General features: G+C 47.3%; 17 protein-coding genes. 7 read left to right on the top strand and 10 right to left on the bottom strand.

Going from position 1 to position 21677, the window contains the following annotated elements:
• Nucleotides 1-64: 64 nt before the first annotated feature.
• The gene (locus tag FD967_RS04165; RefSeq protein ID WP_215326876.1) at nt 65-691 is read left to right on the top strand and encodes a YhbY family RNA-binding protein; all 627 of its coding nucleotides are present in this window, start codon (nt 65-67) and stop codon (nt 689-691) included.
• 90 nt (nt 692-781) lie between these two features.
• On the opposite strand, the gene FD967_RS04160 is transcribed toward FD967_RS04165, so the two are convergent.
• From FD967_RS04160 to gloB, 7 genes are all read right to left on the bottom strand, one after another.
• Complete coding sequence (locus FD967_RS04160) at nt 782-1267, bottom strand: DUF4149 domain-containing protein (protein WP_251369092.1); 486 nt, start codon at nt 1265-1267, stop codon at nt 782-784.
• A 17-nt stretch (nt 1268-1284) separates the two neighbouring features.
• Nucleotides 1285-1761, bottom strand: a complete 477-nt coding sequence (greA, locus tag FD967_RS04155; RefSeq protein ID WP_215326875.1) for a transcription elongation factor GreA — start codon at nt 1759-1761, stop codon at nt 1285-1287.
• Nucleotides 1762-1780: 19 nt separating this feature from the next.
• Entirely contained in the window at nt 1781-5044 is a 3264-nt protein-coding gene (carB, locus tag FD967_RS04150) for a carbamoyl-phosphate synthase large subunit (protein ID WP_215326874.1), read from the bottom strand.
• On the bottom strand, nt 5044-6237 hold the full coding sequence (gene carA, locus FD967_RS04145; RefSeq protein WP_215327161.1) for a glutamine-hydrolyzing carbamoyl-phosphate synthase small subunit: 1194 nt from the start codon (nt 6235-6237) through the stop codon (nt 5044-5046). The genes carB and carA overlap by 1 nt, the downstream gene beginning before the upstream one ends.
• Before the next feature lie 245 nt (nt 6238-6482).
• On the bottom strand, nt 6483-8366 hold the full coding sequence (locus FD967_RS04140) for a propionate--CoA ligase (protein WP_215326871.1): 1884 nt from the start codon (nt 8364-8366) through the stop codon (nt 6483-6485).
• Between the two features lie 35 nt (nt 8367-8401).
• Nucleotides 8402-9790: a transglycosylase SLT domain-containing protein gene (locus tag FD967_RS04135; protein ID WP_215326870.1), complete on the bottom strand. Its 1389-nt coding sequence runs from the start codon at nt 9788-9790 to the stop codon at nt 8402-8404.
• A complete protein-coding gene (gloB, locus tag FD967_RS04130; RefSeq protein ID WP_215326869.1) occupies nt 9790-10599 on the bottom strand; it encodes a hydroxyacylglutathione hydrolase in 810 nt (269 codons plus the stop codon). Before gloB ends, FD967_RS04135 begins: the two co-directional genes overlap by 1 nt.
• 36 nt (nt 10600-10635) lie before the next feature.
• On the opposite strand from gloB, the gene FD967_RS04125 reads away from it, so the two are divergent.
• From FD967_RS04125 to dnaQ, 5 genes are all read left to right on the top strand, one after another.
• On the top strand, nt 10636-11421 hold the full coding sequence (locus FD967_RS04125) for a class I SAM-dependent methyltransferase (protein WP_251369091.1): 786 nt from the start codon (nt 10636-10638) through the stop codon (nt 11419-11421).
• Between the two features lie 4 nt (nt 11422-11425).
• Nucleotides 11426-11881, top strand: coding sequence for a ribonuclease HI (gene rnhA, locus FD967_RS04120; protein WP_215326867.1), 456 nt, complete (start codon nt 11426-11428; stop codon nt 11879-11881).
• 115 nt (nt 11882-11996) lie between these two features.
• Nucleotides 11997-13307 carry an efflux RND transporter periplasmic adaptor subunit gene (locus tag FD967_RS04115; protein ID WP_215326866.1) on the top strand — a complete coding sequence of 437 codons (1311 nt, stop codon included), beginning with the start codon at nt 11997-11999 and terminating at the stop codon, nt 13305-13307.
• On the top strand, nt 13304-16402 hold the full coding sequence (locus FD967_RS04110) for an efflux RND transporter permease subunit (protein WP_215326865.1): 3099 nt from the start codon (nt 13304-13306) through the stop codon (nt 16400-16402). The genes FD967_RS04115 and FD967_RS04110 overlap by 4 nt, the downstream gene beginning before the upstream one ends.
• Nucleotides 16402-17112, top strand: a complete 711-nt coding sequence (gene dnaQ, locus FD967_RS04105; protein ID WP_215326864.1) for a DNA polymerase III subunit epsilon — start codon at nt 16402-16404, stop codon at nt 17110-17112. The genes FD967_RS04110 and dnaQ overlap by 1 nt, the downstream gene beginning before the upstream one ends.
• A gap of 13 nt (nt 17113-17125) precedes the next feature.
• Here the strand turns inward: dnaQ and FD967_RS04100 are convergent, their stop codons facing one another.
• The 3 genes from FD967_RS04100 to FD967_RS04090 all read right to left on the bottom strand — a co-directional run bounded on the left by FD967_RS04100 (nt 17126) and on the right by FD967_RS04090 (nt 19939).
• Entirely contained in the window at nt 17126-17785 is a 660-nt protein-coding gene (locus FD967_RS04100) for a SprT family zinc-dependent metalloprotease (protein ID WP_215326862.1), read from the bottom strand.
• Nucleotides 17786-17796: 11 nt separating this feature from the next.
• Nucleotides 17797-18729, bottom strand: coding sequence for a tripartite tricarboxylate transporter substrate binding protein (locus FD967_RS04095; RefSeq protein WP_251369117.1), 933 nt, complete (start codon nt 18727-18729; stop codon nt 17797-17799).
• An 88-nt stretch (nt 18730-18817) separates the two neighbouring features.
• The gene (locus tag FD967_RS04090; protein WP_215326858.1) at nt 18818-19939 is read right to left on the bottom strand and encodes an NADH:flavin oxidoreductase/NADH oxidase; all 1122 of its coding nucleotides are present in this window, start codon (nt 19937-19939) and stop codon (nt 18818-18820) included.
• Nucleotides 19940-20090: 151 nt separating this feature from the next.
• Here FD967_RS04090 and FD967_RS04085 point away from each other — a divergent pair, with 151 nt between their 5' ends.
• Nucleotides 20091-21611 (top strand): CoA-acylating methylmalonate-semialdehyde dehydrogenase, encoded by a 1521-nt coding sequence (locus FD967_RS04085; RefSeq protein ID WP_215326856.1) that lies wholly within the window; start codon nt 20091-20093, stop codon nt 21609-21611.
• The last annotated feature ends 66 nt before the right edge of the window (nt 21612-21677 follow it).

Genomic DNA, 21677 nt, shown 5'->3' with positions numbered 1-21677 from the left:
GATATTGACTCAAACAAAGCCGAAAGCCCTGTTTTACAAGCCCTAATGCTCTATCATCGAGCCCATGACTGCACTTACTATTACACCCGCACAGCGGAAATCCCTTAAAGCTGACGCTCATGGGCTCAGCCCAGTCGTCATGATTGGTGGAGATGGCCTGACCCCTGCGGTGATTAAAGAGGCTAAATCAGCCATCTCTCATCACGGCTTGATTAAAGTTCGCGTTTTTGGCGATGATCGTGAATCACGCATCGCTATCTATGAGGAGCTCTGCGACAAGCTAGGCGCCGCACCCGTTCAGCACATTGGAAAATTGCTGGTGCTCTGGAAGCCGATTGATATTGTCGATGCAGCACTCGTGAATTTGAGTAGATCTAGTAAACAAACTAAAAAGACATTACAAGCACCCCGTACTAAGCGCCAGCCAAATCGTGTGATAGCGAAAGCTGGCATTCGTACTAGCACTTCTGAGAGATCAGATCGACGCTTAGCTGCTAGCAAGTCGCCCTTTGAAAGAGCAGCTGCGGTCAAAAGCGCTGCCCCTAAGAAACGGGTTCTTCGTGCTGATGCTGCTGAATCAAAAATTGGTTGGTCTTCACCCGGCTACCGCAAAGCAGTTGCAGCACCTGCCCCAATCAAGAAACGCAAGGTACGCATGAGTAGCACTAAGAAGAAATCATTGGGCTCTTGAACTCTAGAGTATTAAAAAGTACTGTAGCTAAAAAAACGTCGCTAGTCGGCGTTTTTTATTGCACTTCTTTTAACTTGCTTTTGACTTAACTTACCTCTTAGTTAGTCGCCAGACCAAAAAGATTCCCAAAAGACTCTGCAGCATAAACAGCATGCTGGAGACGCCATGCAACCTTCCGAACACAGTGGCTGAGGGAGAAAGCATGACTGGCATACCTTGAATAAGGGCATCATCTCTCAAGGTGTTCATCCAGGGGATCAAGATAAAGCTAGCTGCGATTGCACAGAGTAGCATTGCCAATAAGAGCCAACGAATAAGCCTAAATTGATTAAGCCCGCGATTAACCAAGAGATTGGCTAGAACCATGAGACCAATGCACACAATCAAGCTGAGGTAGGCCTCCAATTTAAAGATGCTGCCAGCAACCATTCCGGCAGCTTGTCGATCAGTCATCGTACTGAAAATAGCTGGGGCAACCAAGTAGCCCACAGTCAGGATGCTGCCTACCCATAAACCAGCAATCACAATAAAAAGTCTTTGAGCCCCCATATGATTCGGAGTCTCTAAAGTCTGCATATGGACTCTGCTTTGTATTAGAGGTAACGGACCGCGAGAATCTCTACTTCGCGATTGCCGCCGGGAGCCTGAACTGCAACCACATCGCCCTCTTCTTTACCAATCAAAGCGCGAGCAATAGGCGAGCTAATCGAGATCTTATTGACTGCGATATCGGCCTCATCGTCACCTACAATTTGATAAGTGAGCTTGGTACCATCTTCTAAGTCTTCAAGATCTACCGTAGCACCAAATACTACGCGACCGTTGACATCCAAAGTGGCCGGATCAATGATTTGCGCTGCAGATAGCTTTCCTTCAAGCTCCTGAATACGACCTTCAATAAAGCCTTGCTTCTCTTTGGCAGCGTCATACTCTGCATTCTCAGATAGATCGCCTTGTGCACGCGCTTCAGAGATTGCATTAATCACGGATGGACGCTCTACATGCTTTAAGCGATGCAACTCTTCTTTCAGGAGCTCTGCGCCACGCTTGGTAATCGGAATTGTGTTCATGCTTCTTACCTCATTTAATTTAATTGAGAGTCTTGTGTAGATTTTGCAATGAATACACCTCAAGCGACCCTTTGTTACCATTTTGAGATGCCATCAAACCATCCATTACCGCGCGTGCCGCACTAATCGTAGTGTAGTAAGTCACATTATTAGCTTGAGCGCTAGTACGAATAGAGCGTGAATCTGCAATTGCAGTACGAGTTTCATCAACAGTAGTAAATACCAGAGAGATCTCACCATTCTTGATCAAGTCAACAATGTGTGGTCGGCCATCCTTAACCTTATTAACTACGCGTACCGGTAAGCCAGTTGCCTCAATAGCTGCGGCAGTACCTTTTGTAGCAACCATTGGGAATCCCAATTGATGCAAAAGCTTAGCAACTTCAACTGCTTTAGGCTTATCGCTATCTTTCACGGTTAACAACACAGTGCCACTCTTAGGTAATTTAATTCCGGCACCTAATTGCGATTTGAAGAGCGCCTCTCCGAAAGTTCTACCAACACCCATTACCTCACCTGTAGAGCGCATCTCTGGCCCTAAGATCGGGTCAATGCCTGGGAACTTGTTGAATGGGAACACAGCTTCTTTTACCGAGTAGTAAGCTGGCTTAACTTCATTCAGAATGCCCTGCTGTTCTAGCGTTTGACCCACCATGCAGCGAGCTGCAATCTTGGCTAACTGCAAACCAGTTGCTTTCGATACAAATGGCACGGTACGAGAGGCGCGTGGGTTCACTTCAAGCACATAGATAACATCTTTACCATCGACGTGCTGAATCGCAAACTGTACGTTCATCAAACCAACTACGTTCAGACCTTTCGCCATCGCTGCGGTTTGACGTTTGATTTCTGCAATCGTCTCGTCGGATAAGGAATACGGCGGCAATGAACAGGCAGAGTCACCTGAGTGAACACCAGCTTGCTCAATGTGCTCCATCACACCACCGATAAATACCTGCTGACCGTCACTAATGCAGTCCACATCACACTCAATCGCATCGTTCAGGAAGCGATCTAGCAATACTGGAGAGTCATGAGAAACCTTGACTGCCTCGCGCATATAGCGCTCAAGATCACGGCCATCGTGAACGATTTCCATGGCGCGGCCACCTAATACGTAGGAAGGTCGAACTACCAATGGATAACCAATTTCTTCAGCAAGCTTCAGAGCCTCATCTTCCGCACGGGCGGTACGATTAGGCGGCTGACGCAAATTCAACTCATGTAATAACTTTTGAAAGCGCTCACGATCTTCTGCAGCATCAATCATGTCTGGTGACGTACCGATAATTGGTACGCCATTAGCCTCGAGATCCAAAGCCAGCTTCAACGGAGTTTGGCCACCATACTGAACGATGACGCCTTTTGGCTTTTCAATGGCGACGATCTCTAGAACATCCTCCAGAGTCAAAGGCTCGAAGTACAAGCGATCGGATGTGTCGTAGTCAGTAGAAACCGTTTCTGGATTGCAGTTCACCATGATGGTTTCATAACCATCTTCGCGCATTGCTAAGGCGGCATGAACGCAGCAGTAATCAAACTCAATACCTTGACCGATACGGTTAGGGCCACCACCCAAAACCATAATCTTATCTTTATTGCTTGGCTGAGATTCGCACTCGCCATGCTCAGCTTCGTAGGTGGAGTACAGATACGCCGTATTCGTTGAGAACTCAGCAGCGCAGGTATCTACCCGCTTGTAGACCGGAACCACTTTGAGGCGATGACGTGCTGCGCGAACGGAAGAGGGGTCTACTCCCAATAATTTCGCTAAGCGGCGATCTGAGAAACCTTTTTGCTTAATGAAACGCAACTCCGGTGCTGACAAGCTATCGAGCTTGCGCTGCTTGAGCTCAGTCTCCATAGTGATGAGTTCTTCGATTTGCTCCAAGAACCAAGGGTCCACCTTCGTCTCGTTGTAAACCTCATCCAAGCCCATACCCATACGGAAAGCATCTGCCAAATACCAAATACGATCTGGGCCTGGCTCACCGATTTCTTGAATGATGTCATCCAGATCAGTAGAAACTTCATCAAGACCATCAACACCAACCTCTAAACCCCGTAATGCTTTTTGGAATGATTCTTGGAATGTACGGCCAATAGCCATCACCTCGCCCACGGACTTCATCTGCGTGGTTAAACGTGAATCTGCTTGCGGGAACTTCTCAAACGCAAAGCGAGGAATCTTTGTCACAACATAGTCAATCGATGGCTCAAAGGATGCGGGAGTTGCGCCACCAGTGATGTCATTTTTTAACTCATCTAAGGTGTAACCCACTGCCAGCTTCGCAGCGATCTTAGCAATCGGGAAACCAGTTGCTTTAGAAGCCAATGCAGATGAACGTGATACACGTGGGTTCATCTCAATGACGATCATGCGACCATCGACTGGGTTAATCGAGAACTGCACGTTTGAACCACCAGTATCCACACCAATCTCACGCAAAACCGCAATCGAAGAGTTGCGCAGAATTTGATACTCTTTGTCCGTCAAAGTTTGCGCAGGAGCAACCGTAATCGAGTCACCAGTGTGCACACCCATTGGGTCTAAATTTTCAATTGAGCAAACGATGATGCAGTTATCGGCACGGTCACGCACCACTTCCATCTCGAACTCTTTCCAACCCAAGAGGGACTCTTCAATCAAGAGCTCGCGGGTTGGTGATAAATCTAAACCGCGTTTACAAATCTCTTCGAATTCTTCGCGGTTATAAGCGATACCACCGCCTGATCCGCCCATAGTGAATGAAGGCCGAATCACGACTGGGAAACCTAAGCTGCCAGTTTCTTTCTGAATACGTTGCTGTACTTCATGGGCTTCATCCATGGAGTGCGCAATGCCAGACTTCGCAGATCCTAGACCAATCTTGGTCATCGCATCTTTAAACTTTTGACGGTCTTCCGCTTTATCAATCGCCTCTGGTGAAGCGCCAATCAATTCGCAACCGTATTTTTCAAGAACACCGTGGCGATGTAAATCGAGTGCGCAGTTCAAAGCAGTTTGACCGCCCATCGTTGGCAAAATGGCATCGGGTTTCTCTGTGGCAATAATGCGTTCCACTACCTCCCAAGTAATTGGCTCGATGTATGTCACATCCGCCATCTCTGGGTCAGTCATGATGGTGGCAGGATTGCTGTTCACCAAAATAACTTTGTAACCTTCATCACGCAGGGCTTTACAAGCTTGTGCACCAGAATAATCAAACTCACAGGCCTGTCCAATCACAATTGGACCAGCGCCAATAATGAGAATGCTCTTAATGTCGCTACGCTTAGGCATTATTTGCCCCCCTTATTACCAACAGCTGCAGCATTCATGAGCTCCACAAAACGATCAAATAAATAGGCAATATCGTGAGGGCCCGGTGAGGCCTCAGGGTGCCCTTGGAAACACAAAGCAGGCTTATCTTTCCAAGCCAGGCCTTGCAGTGATCCATCAAATAAAGACACGTGCGTAACACGAATATTGTCAGGTAAAGTTTTCGCATCAACTGCAAAGCCATGATTCTGAGAAGTAATCGCTACGCGCCCCGTATCCAAATCTTTTACAGGGTGGTTTGCACCATGGTGACCAAACTTCATTTTCAAGGTTTTAGCGCCAGCAGCTAAACCCATAATTTGGTGGCCCAAGCAAATGCCGAAAGTCGGAACACCCTTCTCAATAATTTCTTTTGCAGCAGCAATTGCGTAATCGCAAGGACCAGGATCTCCGGGGCCATTTGATAAGAACACACCGTCGGGATTCATTGCTAACACTTCGGCGGCACTGGTTTGCGCAGGAACAATAGTTAACTCGCAACCACGTTCGGTGAGCATGCGCAAAATATTGCGCTTCACACCAAAATCATAGGCAACGACTTTTTTGATTGGCTTGCTGACATCTAAGGATCTGTATGCAGGGGCATCGTCAGGGCCATGCAGGTCCCACTCAGCTTCACGCCATTGGTATGGAGTTTTTGTTGTCACGACTTTAGCCAAATCTAAACCAGCCATACCCGGGAAGGCTTTAGCCAGTTCCAAGGCTTTCTTACCGAGGGCCTCTACGTCATCACCCATCTTGCCGGCGACAATCGCGCCAGACTGGGCGCCCTTATCACGCAGAATACGAGTGAGCTTACGGGTGTCGATACCAGAGATGCCCACTACGCCCGCTTTTATGAGGTAGCTATCCAGACTTTCTTCAGAACGGAAATTCGAGACACGCTTAGAAAGGTCTTTCACAACCAAGCCAGCCGCATGAATCTGATCGGACTCAGCATCTTGCCCATTTACCCCAACGTTTCCGATGTGTGGATAAGTCAAGGTGACAATTTGGCGTGAATAACTAGGATCAGTAATGATCTCTTGATAGCCAGTAAGTGCGGTATTGAAAACAACTTCGCCGGTAGTGTCGCCAGGAGCGCCAATACTAAAACCGGGAAATATAGTGCCGTCAGCTAAAGCCAACACGGCGGGAGGAAAAGAAGGAAGCAAGGGTGACAAACCATCTCCAGTCCCTGCTCCATCCGACGCTCAACACCCCAAAAAGACCAACCCAGAAATGTTTGTGCGGGAGGTGAGTGTCTTTAAGCGCTAGGGTAATTTATTAAGTTTTGAACCCATCAATCATACCATTTTTGCGTATAAACCCTTGGATTCCCAGCCAATCGGGCTTGCAAGGTAACAAGCCCCTGAGTCACACGACACAGGGGCTTGTTTTTGATGCTACCAAGCTAGGTTTAAGACTTTGCGCTGTGTTCGATGATGGTCTTAATTTGAGCTAAAACGGTTTGATCTTCCATGGTACTGATATCACCTGGATCGCGCCCCTCAGCTACAGCCTGGAGAGCGCGGCGGACGATCTTGCCTGAACGTGTCTTGGGCAAAGCCGTAACCACATAAACGCGGCCTGGACGAGCAATTGCACCTAATGTGGTGTCGACAGTTTTCATGCACTCTGCTTCTAGAGTAGCTGTATCAGAGGCATCCTTTGGAATCACAAAGGCGATCGCAGCCTGGCCCTTGAGTTTGTCCTCAATGCCCACTACTGCCACTTCTGAGATATTTGGGTGACCAGAAATACTCTCTTCGATCTCGCGGGTGCCTAAGCGATGACCAGCAACGTTAATCACATCATCGGTTCGTCCTAAGATAAAGAAGTAGCCATCCGCATCTTTAATGCCCCAATCAAAAGTAGAGTAAATCATCTTACCGGGGATAGTTTCCCAATAAGTACTCACAAAACGCTTATCGTCACCCCAAACGGTTTGCATACAGCCTGGAGGCAAAGGCCCTTCAATCGCAATAACGCCCTTCCGATCTGGTCCCAATTCTTCCGAAGTAGCATCATCCAATAGCTTCATGTTGTAACCAAATGACGGAACACCAGGCGAACCAAACTTGTGTGGCATCACTTCCACGCCACGCTGAATTGCCAACATCGGCCAACCTGTTTCTGTCTGCCAATAGTTATCCACGATCGGCTTCTTAATCGCATCATGAATCCATGTTGCTGTTGGCTCATCTAGAGGCTCGCCTGCCAAGAATAAAGCTCGCAAGCTCGAGAGATCGTATTTAGTCAAGAAGGCAGGATCTTGTTTCTTGAGAACACGAACTGCAGTTGGTGCAGAGAACATGACTGATACTTTGTACTTCTCAACCAGCTCCCACCAAATACCTGCATCAGGACGCAAGGGCGTACCTTCATAAAGAATGGTTGCCATGCCGTTCAGCAATGGTGCGTAAATGATGTAGCTGTGGCCCACCACCCAACCAATATCTGACGTACAGAACATGGTCTCGCCAGGATTACCGCAGAAGATATGCTTCATAGTGGAAGCCAAGGCAACTGCATAACCACCGGTGTCACGTTGTACACCTTTAGGTTTACCAGTGGTGCCAGAGGTATACAAAATATATGAAGTGTGAGTTGCATCCACCCACTCAATCGGCACTAAATCATTGAGGTGTTTCTGGCGCTCGGTTGCGTAATCCAAGTCGCGACCAGCCACTGCGGTGAACTCAGTCAGGCCACGATTCACGATCAGGACTTTTTCAGGCTTGTAGCTCGCCAGCTTGATTGCCTCATCGAGCAAAGGCTTATAAGGGACTGCCTTACCACCACGCGCGCCCGCTTCTGCAGTTACAATCATTTTCGGTTTTGCATCATCGATACGTGATGCCAAACTATGGGATGCAAAGCCACCAAACACCACGGAGTGAATTGCACCAATGCGTGCACAAGCGAGCATTGCGAAACAAGCCTCAGCAATCATCGGCATGTAAATCAGCACACGATCGCCCTTTTGAACGCCGTTCGCTTTGTAGATGGCCGCAATACGATTGACCTCTTCGTAAAGCTCTTTAAATGTGTATGCTTTTTCTAGATTGGTTTCTGTTGAAACAGCGACTAGAGCGATCTGCTCAGCACGATCTTTGAGGTGACGGTCAACTGCGTTGTAGCAAAGATTGGTTAAGCCACCCTCAAACCATTTGGCAAACGGAGGGTTTGCGTAATCCAGAACTTTGTGAAATGGCTTTTCCCAATGAATAAGCTTTGACTGCTCTCCCCAGAATCCATCTGGGTCTTTAATGGAGCGTTCGTGTTCTGATTTATAGGACATGGTCAACCTAAATAAGTAAATTAAAGTGTCTGGGTTTACTGAATCTTGCTGGCCCCCTTGCCAGTTGAAGCCTTGGGAGTCGAGCTAGTTGTATTCGAAGATCCATTTTTCGCAGATTTTGCAAGTCCTGTCGATGCGGATTTATGCTGATTTGCAGAAGAATTACCCTTAGCTGAAGCTTTTACAGGCTTAGTAACAGGGCATTTAGCCCCCTTTGCGCATTTTTTTGGCGCTGACTTATCCAAATTGAGACTGCCGTTTTCGGCTAATGCCACTGAGATATCCCCTGGGCGCTGGCTAGTTTTAGGCACTAGAACCGTTGAACCTGACCGAATTCTCATACTTTTGGGAATGCCATTGACTGCTCGTAAAGTTTCAGCATCAACACCTAGCGTTTTTGCGGCTTGCTCAACTGATTCCGTCTTGGTCACCTGTACTGCCGACCAAGAAGATAGTGGCTTGGTGTACTTCTTGAGATTTTCCTGGAAAACCTCGGCATGTCCAAACGGTAGCAAGATTTGCTGATTAGCGTTACTCAAGATGACCGGCTTATTAAATGAGGGATTCAGACTATGAAACTCGTCCTCCGGAATTTCGCTCAACTGTATTACCAGAGCCACATCGATATCAGACCCGACATCCACAGCAACGAAATAAGGATGGTTTTCTAAATCCGGCAGAACAATGCCATAAGCTTTGGGATCCAAAACAATCTGCCGGTAAGCCATTAACTTCGGAACATAGTTTCGAGTCTCATTGGGCATCTTGAGACTCAGGTAATCCGTAGGGAGCCCTGCAGCAAGATTGCGTTTCTGTGCTTTTGAGACATTCCCTGCGCCCCAGTTGTAGGCAGCCAAAGCGAGATCCCAACTGCCAAACTGCTTATGCAAACGTTGCAAGTAATCCAAGGCCGCATCAGTAGACTGCAAGACATCTCTACGCTCATCCCTAAAAACGTTTTGCGTTAATCGAAAATCTTTACCAGTTGCAGGCATAAATTGCCACAAGCCCATAGCCTTTGCACTAGATTTGGCGTGCGTCACAAATGCGCTTTCGACAAACGGAAGTAAAGCGATCTCTGTTGGCATCTTGCGTGCATTCACCTCTTGCACGATATAAAACAAGTAGCGTGAGGAACGAGCCATTGAGCGATGAACATAGTCTGGGCGGGCACTAAGCCAACGTACTTGTTCGATCTCCAGCGGCGTATTCATGGGCGCCATCTCAAAGCCATCCCGAATCCGAATCCAGAGGTTGCTCGATGGTGCGTACAAGTCGCTTACGGATTGATTTTTTAGATTTACCCGTTTTGCGTTAGAGGCGCGGGGATCCTGACGTGTCGGCACATCAGAGGACCAATCTCCAGTGCTGGCACAACCCGTTAATACCGTAATCAGTGATATCACCGCATAACGCCACAACATCAGAACCGATCCTTCCACGCCCGAATTACTGCCAAGACATGTGCTGGCGTAGGTAGAGATTTTTCACCGGAGACCTCGAGAGCGGCATCGATCACGGCCGGTTGATCACAACGCATAAATGGATTCACTTGCAATTCTTGCCCGATGGTCGTTGGTAATGTTGGTAGATGTTGATCGCGCAGAGCTTTAGCAGTTTGCGCCCAAGTAATCAGATTGGCATTATTGGGCTCAACCGCCAGCGCAAAGCGAATATTGGATAAGGTGTATTCATGGGTGCAATACACCAGCGTATTTTTGGGCAAAGCGATAAACTTCGCGAGAGACTGGCTCATCTGCGTTGGAGTACCCTCAAACAAACGACCGCAGCCAGACGCAAACAAGGTATCACCACAGAACAGCATAGGCTCAACTACATTGGCCTGCATGTTCGCAAAGTAAGCAATATGACTCAAAGTATGGCCAGGCACTTCGTAAACCTCAAGGCTAAGACGTGGCGCAGCTACTTCTATCTTGTCACCCTCCATCAAGGCATTGGTACGACCCGGAATATCAATCGCGGCAGGGCCATAAACTGGGATAGTCGAACCAAGGGTATTGAGTAAAGTCAGAATGCCGCCAGTATGATCTGCATGGTGATGGGTAATTAAAATACCAGTCAGAGTCAACTTATTTTGGTCGAGATATTGCAGTACGGGGGCAGCATCACCTGGATCAACAATCAAGGCAGACTGGCCATCATGGATACACCAAAGGTAATTGTCATCAAAAGCCGGTATCGGCCAAACTTGCAATAAAGTATTCTTCACCATAGACCGATGATACCAACCCCACCCGCCCCCTCTCAGATGCCCGCACCACCATGGAGTTCGTGGGAAAAATGGCTGCAATCGCCTCCTGGGCGCTATGTGCTTGCCTGGGAGCAAAAATGTTTTAACCAAATTGTGGCTGATGTCTTTGGTTTTTATGCCGTACAAATTGGTTTGCCGCAAATCAACACCTTGGCAGAAAACCGCATGCCTTTGCACGCCCTGCTGATGAACACTCATGATCGCCAAAAACAGGCTGGTCAGTTTAATTGGCATCAGATTGAGGGCAACGCCAATGAGCTGCCCTTTGCCTCTGAGTCCATCGATTTATTAGTGATGCCACATGTCTTGGAATTTGCTACTGATCCTCATCAAATTCTGCGAGAAGCTGAGCGCGTCCTTCGCCCTGAGGGCCGCTTGATTATTTCCGGATTTAATCCGGCTAGTCTTTGGGGTATTCGCCAATATCTCAGCAGATTGATCGGCACCCCTTATCTACCAAGGGATGGGCAATTTATTGGCCTTCTCAGAATTAAAGACTGGTTGCAGTTACTGAACTTCTCACTAGATAGAGGTCATTTTGGCTGCTATAAACTGCCCTTGAGTGGTGAGTCAGGCATGGCCAGAATGGACTTTATGGAGCCTGCTGGCAACCGCTGGTGGCCTATTTTTGGGGCTGTTTTCCTAGTTTCTGCCATTAAGCGTCAGCAAGGCATCCGCCTTATTGGACAAGTCCAAGGTCTGCGCATCCCAGCAATCACTCAATTAAACCCTGTAGCTGAAAGTCGCCAGCAGTTAGTGAACAAGCAGGACCGAGTAAATTAACGGCATGTCTCACACTAAACCACTTCCTCACATCGTCATTTATACCGATGGTGCCTGCAAAGGCAACCCTGGTCCCGGGGGTTGGGGTGCCGTCTTGCGCTCAGGCGGCCATGAGAAGCACCTTCATGGTGGTGCCGAACACACCACCAACAATCGGATGGAAATTAGCGCCGTAATTCATGCACTTCGAGCCCTCAAGCAAACGAGCTCTGTAGAGCTTTGGACAGACTCACAATATGTCCAAAAAGGGGTTACTGAGTGGCTGGAGGGTTGGAAAAAAAGGGGTTGGAAGACCGCCAGCAAAGATCCCGTCAAAAATGCCGATTTATGGCAAGAACTAGATGCCCTCATTCCCGGCCATCAGATCACGTGGCATTGGGTTCGTGGACACAACGGCCACCCCGGAAATGAGCTCGCAGACCTCTTGGCAAACAAAGGTGTAGAAGAATTTCTACCCTAATTTGGGCCAATGCCCTATAGCCCATTTCTTACGGTCTTATGAGAGAATGATTGCATTCAAAGCTGTTACCAAATTCCCCGCAAAACCCATATAGAGCCAAGAAATAACCGAGACCGTGTCAAAAATAGAATCAGCGCTCGATAAAGTAGTCGCGCAGCTCCCAAAGCTCAAAAATTGGATCAAAGCCCGCTTATGCAGTCTTTGGAACAAGGTTTCACCACGACTTGGTAACCCAAAGAAATTAGATTTCGCCACTGCCAAAGCATTTGTCCTGAAATACAAGTGGCGCATTCTGATTGTGCTGATCATTTTGTATGCTGGATTTAAAACCTACAACTATTTTTTCCCAGCTCCTAGCAAAGCCGGCGGTGGACCTCAAACTATTACCAGCTTTGTAGTTGAAAAAAAGGATATCCCTCTCATTATTGAGGCCACTGGCACGATTGTCTCTAATAGCATCGTCGATATTCGCCCAATGATTACCAATACAGTAAAGACCATTCACGTGAAGGATGGGCAAGAAGTCAAAGAAGGTGAGCTCCTCTTTACTCTGGATGATCGCAACGACCGCGCTAACTATGAAAAGTTAAAAGCACTCGCCGATGATGCTCAGCAACAGTATTTACGTGCAAAAGAATTGGTTGCCAAAAACTTCATATCCAAAGCAGGATTAGAAACCTCCTTAGCCAATGCTAGGTCCGCACAAGCTGCTGCCCGCTCTGCCGAGGTACAACTCTCTTTTGACTCAATTCGCTCACCGATTAACGGAAGAGCAGGCATCATCAACGTCTTCCCCGGCTCTTTAGTGCAAGCAAGTAATGTCGTAACAACTTCAACAAGCTCAACTGCCACCTCGAGCGTAGGTTCGATGGTCACAATCACGCAACTGAATCCAATTAATGTTCAGTTTGTCATTCCAGAAAAGGATATTCCCATCATTTTAGAAAATAAAAAAGATGATGCGCCTTTAAAAGTAAAAGTGACTATTGGTGATACCGGAAAAAATACTTATGAAGGTCAAGTTCTGGTGATCGATAACCAAGTTGACCCATTGATTGCCGCAGTTCGAGTAAAAGCACAAATTCCGAACGATAAGTTGGAAATACTTCCTGGGCAATTTGCACGCGTTTCGCTCAATGCCAACACCTTAAAAGACGTGATTGCCGTTCCCACTCAAGCCGTTGTCATTGGCCCTGCTGGGCGTCTAGTATATGTAGTTGATAAGGACGATAAAGTCACCGCAAAGCCAGTGAAAGTACCCTATGAGTACCTGAGCACCTCAGTCATTACTGGAATTAATTCTGGCGATCGCATTGTGGTTGAGGGTAAGCAGAATTTACGCACTGGCAGTAAGGTGCGTGAGGCAAAAGCTGCTAAATCAGAGAAGCCCCCCGCTGATAAAACTTCTACCGCTGAACCAAAATGACGCTTTCTGAGCTATGCATTAGACGTCCCGTAATGACGGTATTGCTATCTATTGCAACTGTCATTGCTGGGGGTGTTGCCTATTTTAAGATTCCAGTAGCCGCTCTTCCTAGTTTTAATACGCCAGTTATTTCTGTATCGGCCAGCTTACCTGGTGCATCACCTGAAATTATGGCTTCGGCTGTTGCACTGCCGCTTGAAAAAGAATTTTCAACCATTGACGGCATCAAAGTCATCAGCTCCACCAACTCACTTGGCTCAACGAGTGTCACCCTTGAATTTACAAGCGATCGTGATATTGATAAGGCGGCCGTAGATGTTCAGGCAGCCCTCTTACGGGCCCAACGCCGTTTGCCAATTGAAATGACGGTACCTCCTTCGTATCGAAAGATTAATCCTGCCGATACACCCGTATTAATTGTGCGCATGAGCTCCCCGTCAATCAGCCTCTCTGAAATGAATGCTTATGCAGAGAACCTGATGTCCCCGAACTTATCCACTATTTCTGGGGTTTCACAAGTAGCAGTTTATGGAGCAAAGCGCTATGCAGTCAGAGTGAGCGTGAGACCAGATGCTTTGGGTAATCGCAATATCACCATGGATGAGGTGGCAGCTGCAGTCAACAAAGCCAATACCAATAGCCCTGTTGGAACCCTTGATGGCCCCCGCCAGCTGATCACCATCTATGCCAATCCACAACTAGTGTCAGCTGAAGAATTTGGTAACCTGATCGTTGCCCAGCGTAATGGATATCCAATTTATCTCAAAGATGTTGCTGATGTACAAGAGAGCTTTGAGGACGTAAAGACCTTTGCCTCGGCAAAAGGTGAGCGCTCAATAGCGATTGCCGTACTTCGCCAACCAAATGCCAATACGGTTGAAGTTGTTGACTCCATTAAAAAACTGTTACCTTCTCTACAAGCGCAAATGCCGGAATCTATTCAGTTAACGCTGATTAATGACCGATCGCTTTCGATTATTGAGTCGATTCATGATGTCAATCTCACCCTGCTTCTCACTATCGCACTCGTTGTCTTGGTAATCTTCCTATTTCTAAAGCATGTGTCTGCAACTGTCATTCCATCCATTAGCTTACCGATTTCTCTGATCGGTGCATTCTTTGTTTTCTACTTTTTAGGCTACAGCCTTAATAATATTTCCTTGCTGGGTATCACTCTTGCTGTTGGCTTGGTGGTAGATGATGCAATCGTAGTATTAGAAAACATCATGCGTTATGTTGAAGAAGGTATGGATCCCTTAAAAGCTGCTTTAAAAGGTAGCAAAGAGGTTGGCTTTACGATCATCTCAATCTCCGTGTCGCTAGTGGCGGTATTTATTCCACTATTTTTCATCGCCGGCCCAATTGGTCTCCTCTTTAGAGAATTTGCCGTTGTGGTGACGCTATCAATCCTAGTATCGGCCGTTGTCTCATTAACAGTAGTACCAATGTTATGCAGCCGCTTTTTGCCTAAACCTGGTGAGCATCCAAAAGAATATGAAATCACAAAGCAGTTCGATCGCGCATATGAATGGACTTTAAAGAAATATGTTCACTTTTTAGATTTAGCCTTAGCAAATAGAAGAAGAGTGTTATTTGGGGCATTAGCCAGCTTTGTCATCACGATTGCTCTTTTTGTCTACAGTCCAAAAGGATTCTTTCCAGAAGAAGACATTGGCCAGTTACGCGTGACTGTTGAGGCATCTGAAGACACTTCCTTTAGCGCAATGATGGCTTTGCAAGATCGGGCTGCGAAAGTGGTGGATAGCGATCCTAATGTTGCAACCTCAATCTCTATTCTTGGCGGCGGCCAAAGTTCAGGTCGCAATACCGGAAGATTCTTCATCATTCTGAAGCCCAAGGATGAGCGCCAAAAAATGAGCAAGGTCATGGAGGGCCTTAGATCTAAGTTTAAAGAAATTCCCGGTATTCAGGTCTACATGAGCCCGGTACAAAATTTACAGCTAGGTGGTCGAAGCAGTAAAAGTCGCTATCAATTTACCCTGCAAAGCGTTGGCTTTGAAGGTGTCAATGAATGGGCTGAGAAATTGTTGCAAAAAATGCGGGCTGATCCAATTTTTAAGGATGTCACTAGTGACTCGCAATTAAAAGGTTTGAATGTCAAAATTGAAATTGATCGGGAAAAAGCTGCCAGTGCAGGAGTGTCCATTGCCGATATTCGTACTGCCCTCTACTCTTCCTTCGGTGAAAGACAGGTATCCACCATATACACCCCCGTCAATACCTATTATGTGATTTTGGAAACAGCAGAGAATGATCGTCAATTTGAGACAGACTTGAACAAGGTCTTCGTTCGGGGTAGAGCGACAGATAAATTGATTCCGCTATCCAGTCTGGCGAGCTTTGTCAGAACTGTGGGACCCACTGCAGTAAACCACCAGGGTCAAATTCCAGCGGTAACGATTTCTTTTAACCTCGCTCCAGATGTTTTCTTAGGGGATGCAACAAAGGCAATAGATGGCTTTGTTAAGGCAGTTGATTTACCACCTTCCATCATCACGAGTTATGGTGGTGATGCAGCTGTATTTAAAGACAATCAATCGGGTCAGGTCATTTTGCTATTGGCTGCACTAGGTGTTATTTATATCTTACTTGGCGTTCTGTACGAGAGCTATATCCATCCTCTCACCATTTTGGCTGGCCTGCCCTCTGCAGCGATTGGTGCAATTTTGTCTTTACGCATCTTCGGATTTGAGCTAACTGTTGTGGCTTCGATCGGCATCTTGCTGCTCATCGGTATTGTGAAGAAAAATGCAATTTTGATGATTGACTTTGCATTAGATGCGCAGCGTAATCAAGGTATGACTCCCGAAAAAGCGATTCGTGAAGCCTGTATCTTGCGCTTTCGCCCCATCATGATGACTACTGTTGCAGCGCTCATGGGTGCCTTACCTATCGCCCTTGGCCTTGGTGCCGGAGCGGAGCTGCGCCAACCTTTAGGAATCAGCGTAGCAGGCGGATTAATTTTCTCGCAGTTTGTTACGCTCATCATTACCCCTGTGATCTATCTGTATCTGGATAAATATGCGGGTAACGGACCCCTTGAAATACCTCCCACTGTCTTAGAAGGCACCTAATGCGTCAAGTGATTCTCGATACCGAAACAACTGGTCTAAATCCCGCTACAGGCGATCGTATTATTGAAATTGGTTGCGTTGAGATGGTGGGCCGTCGCTTAACTGATCGCACCTTTCATTACTACATTAATCCTGAACGTGATATCGATGCTGGTGCCTTTGCAGTTCATGGACTCTCTCGTGAGTTCCTATCTGACAAGCCAGTATTTTCAAATATTGTGGAAGAGTTAATTGAATTTGTTGATGGGGCTGAGGTAGTTATTCATAATGCAGCGTTTGACTTAGGCTTTCTTGATAATGAATTTGCATTGCTCAAGCGCCCGGCTTTTAGGGGCCTTGCCTCCAAAATTACCGATACCTTGCTCGATGCCCGTCAAATGTTTCCGGGCAAGCGTAATTCGCTCGATGCCCTCTGTGAACGCTTTGCGATTAGCAATCAACATCGAACCTTGCACGGCGCTTTATTGGATGCCCAATTATTGGCTGAAGTCTATGTAGCCATGACACGTGGGCAAGAAGATTTATCGATTGACCTCATTGATTACACCGTTGGTACTGATGCCTCAGGACATGTGAAGGCATTACCCACCAAACTCAAAATCCTGACAGCGAGCGAAGAAGATTGCCTGTTGCATGAAAAGATCTTAGTTGAAATTGCCAAGGCAAGTAAAAAGGATTCCGTTTGGAGCCCTTCTGCTGTTGCTAGTTAATCAGTCTTTTTCATTAGCTGATAGCGCGGCGGATTTCATCTGCCTTAGGCTTCGATCCTGTAACAGATTCTGTATCGTGCTCGGTCGTATTTTCGATTGTCTCGATAAGCGCTTCTTGCATTCGAATATTGTCCTTAGGGCAAATAGGTGCGCCATATGTTGCCCACTTCTTTAGTAGCGTCACCTCATATCCGCACTGGCTACATTTGGCTTTATTGCGACTCGCATTACTCGGCCTTGGAGGCGGAAAAACAATTGCCTGATGTGGATATGGTCCAAGCTCTTGACTAATCATCATGAGACGCACCATCAACTCTTCGGTCGCATGAGCCATTCTGGCGGGACCTTCCAAACCAACAGTCTGAGCAATGCCCTTGAAGTCCTCGCCATGGCCGCTGAAGCAATCATCCACGGCATGGCATAACTCATGTACCAAAGTGTCTAATAACTGAACGGGATCATCTATCTTAGGTGAAATAAAGATCTCGTTAACCCCACCACCAGAGCGCTCACGCGGCCAACATTGCCCTAAGGTCGTTCGGGGACTGCTAGAGGCTGGAAAGCCACAAGATACTCTCACTGGGGGTATGGCATATCCCGCCTTGGAGAATACCGGCTCCAAATGTCTTACAGCATCTTCTAACCAAGATTCTCGTACGGAGTGTTGTTTCATTTATGGATCACTTAATCCAGCTTGATATTGGCTGATTTGATTGCTTTATCCCAATAAGGCAATTCTTTTTTCAGCAGGGCATCCATCTGTGAAGGCGTTAGATAACGCAACTCAACACCGGCTGCATCAGAACGCTCTTTCACCTCAGGTAGAGCCAGACTTTTCTTAACAGACTCGGTCAACTTAGTAATGACTGGTGCTGGCGTGCCTGCTGGAGCATATAAAGCTACCCAAGATTCCAATTGGAAAGTAGGTAAGCCTGCTTCAGCAGTAGTAGGCACATTGGGCATGCCAGGGTGACGGCTTTTACCTGTAACAGCCAAGCCCTTCAGCTTTCCACTTTGTACGTGTTGCATCACCGAAGGTGGTGTCGTGATAAAGACTTGTACCTGACCTGCCAATACATCCTGTATTGCAGGACCAGAACCCTTGTACGGTACGTGAACGATATCCACACCAGTATTTTGCTTAAAGATTTCCGTGCCAATATGAGATACCGAACCATTGCCCTGCGAAGCGTAATTGAGCTTTCCAGGATTGGCTTTAGCGTAAGCAATCAACTCTTTTAAGTTGTTCACAGGTACCGAAGGATGCACCGCAATCACATTCGTAGAAACTGTCAGGAGACCAACTGGAGAAAAATCTTTAATCGGGTCCCACGGCAATTTATCCATCAAGGAAGGGTTACCAACGTGGTATCCAGAATAAGAAATCAACAAGGTGTATCCATCGGGCTTGGCCTTAGCCACATATTGATAGGCAGTGTTTCCGCTAGCACCTGGTTTGTTATCCACAATCACCGGCTGACCAATCACCCGACTTAAGGGCTCGCTCAATAAACGCGCTGAGGTATCCACCAAACCTCCAGGCGGGTTCGGGACAACCAGGGTAATTGGTCGATCTGGGAATGATTGGGCATGAACGAAATGAGAGCCCAATGCCATACCAATGATGACTAAAGAACGGTAGATGAGTTTGATTGATTTCATATTGATCTCCAGAAACTGGGTTTTATTTGTTGTTTGAAACGAATTATCGCTGCCCTACTTTGACATCACCAAAAATGGCCTGGGCTTCACGCGGTAAGCAGCGCCAGTAACGCTCATTTGAAGGCACGGTGCCGCCCAAGGCTGCAGCAGCCTCCCAAGCCCAACGAGGTTTGTATAAAAATGCGCGTGCCAGAGCGATTAAATCCGCATCCCCTTTTTGCAAAATAGCTTCAGCTTGCGCAGGCTCGGTAATCAAGCCAACTGTCATGGTCGGAATACCAGACTTATCTTTCACAATCTTAGCAAATGGCACTTGGTAATTTGGTCCAATCGCAATCTTTTGCAATGGAGAAATCCCCCCGGATGAGATGTGTACAAAATCACATCCCAAGGGCTTTAGTCGAGCAGCAAAATCAGCCGTCTCTTCGGGAGTCCAACCACCCTCAATCCAATCGCTCGCAGAGATGCGGATACCTAAAACACCTTGATAAGCCTTTCGTACCGCCGCAAATAATTCCAATGGAAAGCGGATACGGTTTTCATAAGAGCCGCCATATTCATCCGTACGTTGATTGGCGATTGGCGACAAAAACTGGTGCAACAGATAGCCATGGGCACCATGCAGCTCAATACCATCGACCCCAATCCGCTCAGCCCGCTGTGCCGCAATAACAAATGCAGCCATGAGCTCAGCCAACTCTGTTTTTGAGAGCTCATGCGGCAAACGCTCATCTTTAAGCTGTGGAATGGCTGATGGCGCAACCATGTCCCAGCCGCCCTGCTCTTTGGAGAGCAATTGACCGCCAGCCCAAGGGCTAGCACTTGAGGCTTTGCGGCCAGCATGCGCCAGCTGAATAAAGACCGGAGTGGCTGGAGCTAAACTCCGAGCCCTCGTGAGCTTATCTTTCAGGGCTGCTTCTGTGCGGTCATCCCACAAACCCAGGCATACAGGGGTAATACGCCCCTCAGGGGTCACACCGGTGGCTTCGATGATGAAAAGCCCTGCGCCACTATTCAGGAGATTGCCCCAGTGCATTAAATGCCAATCCTGAGCCTCTCCATTAACTGCAGAGTATTGACACATTGGGGCTACTACGACTCGGTTTGATAGGGTTAAAGGCCCCTTCGGGGAGCTTAGAACATAACTGGAGAATAGAAGACTCATTTACTTACCTTAGGGGGCTAAAAAGCGTAAAAATAGCTAAAACGATAAAATAGAGTCAGTAGAATAAACGAGACCATAAAGTTGTGCGGAATCTAGCCCAAGCATCTTTATTGAACCCAAAACCAGACAATAGAATATTAAGTAAATCACTATGAGCGCACCCCAAGCTTTTACATCAAAAGAAGATATTGGTCATTTCGTTGGCGGCAAAGTCGTCAACCCAAAAGACGGTCGTTTCGCCGATGTATTTAATCCCTCCACAGGAGCTGTCGCTAGACGCATAGCCCTAGCTAGCCGACAAGAGGTTGATGATGTTGTAGCAAATGCTCAGGCAGCATTCCAGACTTGGAGCCAGACCTCCCCATTGCGCCGTGCGCGCATTATGTTTAAGTATCTTGAGCTGCTCAACGCAAACCGTGATGAATTAGCTGCCATCATTACCGCAGAACACGGCAAAGTATTTACCGACGCCCAAGGGGAAGTTACTCGCGGCATTGAAATTGTGGAATTCGCCACCGGCATTCCGGAGCTACTCAAGGGCGATTACACCGAGCAAGTGTCTACCGATATTGATAACTGGGTAATGCGCCAGCCTTTAGGGGTGGTTGCTGGCGTGACGCCATTTAACTTCCCTGTCATGGTACCAATGTGGATGTTCCCAGTGGCGATTGCCTGTGGGAACTCCTTCATTCTGAAGCCTAGCCCTACTGATCCATCCGCATCCTTGTTCATGGCTAAGCTATTAAAAGAAGCTGGCTTGCCTGATGGCGTGTTTAACGTAGTACAAGGCGATAAAGAAGCGGTAGATGCCTTGATTGAGAATCCTGATGTCAAGGCAGTAAGCTTTGTAGGCTCAACTCCAATTGCTAATTACATCTATGAGCGTTGTGCGCACTTCGGTAAGCGCTCACAGGCTTTAGGTGGTGCCAAGAATCACATGGTCGTGATGCCTGATGCTGATATCGATAAGACGATTGATGCTTTGATTGGTGCGGCCTATGGCTCTGCTGGCGAGCGCTGCATGGCAATCTCAGTGGCAGTTTTGGTGGGTGATGTTGCCGAGAAAATCATGCCAAAACTCATTGAGCGCACTAAAACTCTTAAGGTGAAGAACGGCATGGAGCTCGACGCTGAAATGGGTCCTATTGTTACTAAAGCTGCCTTAGAGCGCATCACCGGCTACATTGATAGCGGCGTTGCTTCCGGTGCAAAATTATTAGTTGATGGTCGTGGTTTGAAGGTGCCAGGACATGAGAGTGGCTTCTTTATCGGAGGCACCCTCTTTGATAACGTTACCCCCGACATGAAAATCTATCTAGAAGAAATTTTCGGACCAGTACTATCTTGTATGCGAGTAGCAAACTTCACCGAGGCTCTGAATTTAGTGAATTCCTGTGAATTTGGTAATGGCGTAGCTTGCTTTACGAGCGACGGTAATATTGCCCGTGAATTTGCTCGCCGCGTACAAGTAGGTATGGTTGGCATTAACGTACCTATCCCCGTTCCAATGGCTTGGCATGGTTTTGGAGGTTGGAAGAAATCGCTCTTTGGCGATATGCATGCCTACGGCAAAGAAGGCGTTCGTTTCTATACCAAGCAAAAGAGCGTGATGCAACGCTGGCCTGAGAGCATTGCCAAGGGTGCAGAGTTTGTGATGCCGACTTCGAAGTAATTGCTGGTCCGCAGACAGTATCTGCAGATAAAAATAGCGACCCTTGGGCCGCTATTTTTTTTATTG

Origin of the sequence: Polynucleobacter sp. JS-Mosq-20-D10 (assembly GCF_018687755.1) — a bacterium.
Lineage (GTDB): Bacteria > Pseudomonadota > Gammaproteobacteria > Burkholderiales > Burkholderiaceae > Polynucleobacter.
This window is presented reverse-complemented; position numbering and strand designations above follow the sequence as displayed.

Excerpts from the sequence above, each read along its gene's own strand:
- FD967_RS04165 (WP_215326876.1), top strand. The coding sequence starts at position 65 with ATGACTGCACTTACTATTACACCCGCACAGCGGAAATCCCTTAAAGCT.
- FD967_RS04160 (WP_251369092.1), bottom strand. The coding sequence starts at position 1,267 with ATGCAGACTTTAGAGACTCCGAATCATATGGGGGCTCAAAGACTTTTT.
- greA (WP_215326875.1), bottom strand. The coding sequence starts at position 1,761 with ATGAACACAATTCCGATTACCAAGCGTGGCGCAGAGCTCCTGAAAGAA.
- carB (WP_215326874.1), bottom strand. The coding sequence starts at position 5,044 with ATGCCTAAGCGTAGCGACATTAAGAGCATTCTCATTATTGGCGCTGGT.
- FD967_RS04140 (WP_215326871.1), bottom strand. The coding sequence starts at position 8,366 with ATGTCCTATAAATCAGAACACGAACGCTCCATTAAAGACCCAGATGGA.
- FD967_RS04135 (WP_215326870.1), bottom strand. The coding sequence starts at position 9,790 with ATGTTGTGGCGTTATGCGGTGATATCACTGATTACGGTATTAACGGGT.
- gloB (WP_215326869.1), bottom strand. The coding sequence starts at position 10,599 with ATGGTGAAGAATACTTTATTGCAAGTTTGGCCGATACCGGCTTTTGAT.
- FD967_RS04125 (WP_251369091.1), top strand. The coding sequence starts at position 10,636 with ATGCCCGCACCACCATGGAGTTCGTGGGAAAAATGGCTGCAATCGCCT.
- rnhA (WP_215326867.1), top strand. The coding sequence starts at position 11,426 with ATGTCTCACACTAAACCACTTCCTCACATCGTCATTTATACCGATGGT.
- FD967_RS04110 (WP_215326865.1), top strand. The coding sequence starts at position 13,304 with ATGACGCTTTCTGAGCTATGCATTAGACGTCCCGTAATGACGGTATTG.
- dnaQ (WP_215326864.1), top strand. The coding sequence starts at position 16,402 with ATGCGTCAAGTGATTCTCGATACCGAAACAACTGGTCTAAATCCCGCT.
- FD967_RS04100 (WP_215326862.1), bottom strand. The coding sequence starts at position 17,785 with ATGAAACAACACTCCGTACGAGAATCTTGGTTAGAAGATGCTGTAAGA.
- FD967_RS04095 (WP_251369117.1), bottom strand. The coding sequence starts at position 18,729 with ATGGCATTGGGCTCTCATTTCGTTCATGCCCAATCATTCCCAGATCGA.
- FD967_RS04090 (WP_215326858.1), bottom strand. The coding sequence starts at position 19,939 with ATGAGTCTTCTATTCTCCAGTTATGTTCTAAGCTCCCCGAAGGGGCCT.
- FD967_RS04085 (WP_215326856.1), top strand. The coding sequence starts at position 20,091 with ATGAGCGCACCCCAAGCTTTTACATCAAAAGAAGATATTGGTCATTTC.